The organism is Dehalococcoidia bacterium (assembly GCA_028711995.1).
In the GTDB taxonomy this organism is placed as follows: domain Bacteria; phylum Chloroflexota; class Dehalococcoidia; order SZUA-161; family SpSt-899; genus JAQTRE01.
In genome coordinates this window covers 1-3,110 of sequence record JAQTRE010000222.1, presented here as the reverse complement: position 1 = coordinate 3,110, position 3,110 = coordinate 1, and the positions used below count along the sequence as shown (strand labels likewise).

4 protein-coding genes are annotated in these 3,110 nt (G+C 52.3%); 3 read left to right on the top strand and 1 reads right to left on the bottom strand.

What is annotated here, in order from left to right; all coding sequences use genetic code 11:
• Window positions 1-326 (bottom strand): hypothetical protein (locus PHV74_15840; protein ID MDD5095823.1); only part of this gene is annotated, 326 nt, incomplete at its 3' end.
• Between the two features lie 257 nt (window positions 327-583).
• Here PHV74_15840 and PHV74_15835 point away from each other — a divergent pair.
• The 3 genes from PHV74_15835 to PHV74_15825 all read left to right on the top strand — a co-directional run bounded on the left by PHV74_15835 (window position 584) and on the right by PHV74_15825 (window position 2,736).
• The gene (locus PHV74_15835; protein ID MDD5095822.1) at window positions 584-1,591 is read left to right on the top strand and encodes an Ig-like domain-containing protein; all 1,008 of its coding nucleotides are present in this window, start codon (window positions 584-586) and stop codon (window positions 1,589-1,591) included.
• Between the two features lie 108 nt (window positions 1,592-1,699).
• Complete coding sequence (locus tag PHV74_15830) at window positions 1,700-2,185, top strand: helix-turn-helix domain-containing protein (protein MDD5095821.1); 486 nt, start codon at window positions 1,700-1,702, stop codon at window positions 2,183-2,185.
• Entirely contained in the window at window positions 2,182-2,736 is a 555-nt protein-coding gene (locus PHV74_15825; protein ID MDD5095820.1) for a transposase, read from the top strand. The genes PHV74_15830 and PHV74_15825 overlap by 4 nt, the downstream gene beginning before the upstream one ends.
• Window positions 2,737-3,110: the final 374 nt, after the last annotated feature.

Genomic DNA, 3,110 nt, shown 5'->3' with positions numbered 1-3,110 from the left:
CTGGTGGCGGTGAAACAGACGCCCAGTCCAACGCCTGCGCCAACATCTGCCTCAACGCCTGAGCCTACGCCCTCGGCAACCCCGACTCTCACATCGACAACATCTCCGACGCCTACACCTATGCCTGCCCAGACTCCAACAACAGCGCCTCCGCCAGCGTCATTGACTATACCTTCCGTCTCTCCTGAGAACGGTGCTAACGATGTGCCTGTTGATGCCAAAATATCCGTCACATTCAGCGGGGTTATGGACAAAGCCGCTGCAGAGAAGGCCTTCTCAATCAATCGATCAGTTACCGGATCTTTTACCTGGGTTGATAACACCATGATTTTTCATCCTGACGTTCACCTGGAAAAGGGTGTAAGCTATGACTTCGGCATCTCCGTTGCCGCTCGTGATCTCGATGGAAATAGTCTGGGAGCACCTTATAACTGGAGCTTCACCACTGAAGAGAAATCAGGGTCGTTTCCATGGTGGCTGATTATTCTATGGGTACTATTGGCAGGGGTTGTGGTTGTGCTTGCCTCTTTTTTAGTCGCAAAGAGGAAAAACCGGGCCTAGAAATCCGAGCCGAGGGATTCTGGTGAGAAAGATATCACTCCTCCTTTTTTCTGTTTTGCTGGCTATTTTGTTGTTTGGACTGGTCCCTGGTCCTGCTGCCGGACTGGAGTTCTTTGAAAATGAAGATGCCAGGGCTGAGTGGCAGACAAGCATCAGCAAAGAGAAGGTCATCAGGGGGGAGCAGTTCTATGCTACGCTGGATCTTACAGCCACCATCCGGAAAATCCCCGGAGGAGCTTACGGAGCGATGATAAGTCTGGTCAACAAGCTCCCGACAAACGCGACATTCTCTTACGATGTATTCGGGAAAAAGGATGCCGCCAGCAAGGAGCTTCCTCTGGGGTCATACAAGATGAGCAAATCCCTTCCTGAGTTGAAAGAAGGAGCCAAATTCGAATTCCCCAATGAGAAGATACCCTCCGAAGGTTATCTGGTTTTTCCCAAGGACGCCGGGTTCGGCAGATACACTCTCTACGTGAGGTTTACCCGGATTGAGGCAAATGCGTCGTTTATACACAAGGATATAACCGGCATGATCAGAGATTATCTCCCCCCTCAGACTTTCGACTCCGGAATAAGACTGGCCGAGATAGAGTTGATCGAGCCTCCTTTGCCTGAGTTAACCACACCGATGGTGATCGCAGCTTCACCCGGCAACGGCTTCAGAGGCGTCTCAGTCGGCAGTAACATCTCCATCACCTTTAACGAACCGGTGGACAGAGCTTCGGCAGAGGAGTCTTTCTCCGTATCGCCAGCGGTATCCGGTAAATTTGGATGGGAAGGGAACGTGATGACGTTCACCCCGAAGAAAAAGCTATCCCATGGCACGATCTATAGGGTGGCTGTGGGGACCTCGTTCAGGGATCTCACGAATACCGCTCCGGCTGCTGAATTCAGCGCTGAATTCAGCACGAAGTCGAAGCCTTCCCGCTGGTGGATCTGGCCGATAGTCGGCGCGGCGGTAATTGCCGGCCTGTTTGTTTATTTCTTGCTGATAAGAAAACGGCGCAGGGCAATGGCCGGATCGTAGATTATTCAGATTATCATTTTACTGGGTTCCGTTGTCGACGTAGTGCGAGGCTTATGGTTTTGCACTAAATATAGTGACATAACTATTCAATTGACGTATACTTAAAGCATGAGAAACATCAGTTTGACGCCGGAACAGGAACAGGAATTGAAATACTTGAGTCGGCATAGCCCCGTAGCCCATATCAGAATCAAGGCGTTGGCTGTTTATAATGTGGGGCAGGGGATTCCCCGATACCAGGTAGCCCAACATCTGGGAGTAGAACGGAGAAGTATAGGACGGTGGATTCAGAATTACTTGGTCAATGGAGCGTCTGTCTTCACCATAAAGGCAGGGCGCGGGAGATCGTCCAAGGTGGTCAGAGAGGAGGTGGAAGGTTGTCTCAGACAGTCTCCCAGGCAATTTGGCATCCCCAGGACACGCTGGACATTGGCCCTGCTGGGCCAAGAGGTTCCCAGCTTCCATGGCATGGGGGCATCAGGAATACGCAAAGCTCTGGCACGGATGGGATATGGTTACAAGCGGGGCCAACCTGTTGTTCACAGTCCAGACCTCCAGTACGCAGAAAAAAAGGGGCTCTGGAGCAGGCCATGAAGGAAGCTCGGTTGAATCCGGGTGATATTGTTCTGCTTCTTCAGGATGAAGCCAGCTTCTATCGGCAACCCAGCCAGAGTTGGCTGTGGGCTAGCTTTGGCCGTCGGCAGCCCAAGATGCGCTACAGCCATCGCTCCAACACTTTGATGCGTGTGGTCGGCTTCTTGGATATCGCCACCGGCAAGGTTCTGGCTTGGGATTGCTCTAAGGTTTCTGTGAAGCGTCTTGCCCAGTTTATTCGCAAGGTTGCCCATGCTTACCCGCAAGCCAAGACAATCTATCTGGCTTGGGATAATTGGCCCAACCATTATCATCCGGTAGTACTCGAGGCACTGCAAGAAGACCCGCGCCTGATAGTGCTTCCCTTGCCGACCTATTCCCCTTGGCTCAACAACATCGAGAAGCTCTGGCGACTGCTGCGCCAGGAGGTTGCTCATGCACATCCGTGGTGTGATGACTTTATCCAATTTCGGCAAACCATTCGAGACAGCCTGGCAGAATTCTCGGACGGTTCTCATAGACTCCTCCATTACTGTGATTTGTCATATTAAATAGTGCAAAACCATCAGCCTCGCGGAAAGCGACCCATAAGGGTCGCGCTACGGAGAGTTTTTAAGAGATCGCCAATGCTGAGTTTATGAGCGGCACAGAGATTCTTCGCGGAGTTTATCCTTGCGGTGGCCAGATTCTTCGCTTCGCTCAGAATGACATGAAGCGAAGGGCTCATGATAACATAGTGAACGGGCCCAAGAACGACAGCAGGTTACGATGTCTTTGCGAGGAGCCGGCAGCGACGAAGCAATCTCGGGGGGTGGGGAAAGGCCGGAGCCGCGGCTCCGGAGATTGCCACGCCCGCCTCCGGCAGGCTCGCAATGACAAACAAGAGACTCTTCTACGTCACTCCGGTCTTCACCGGAATGACGGG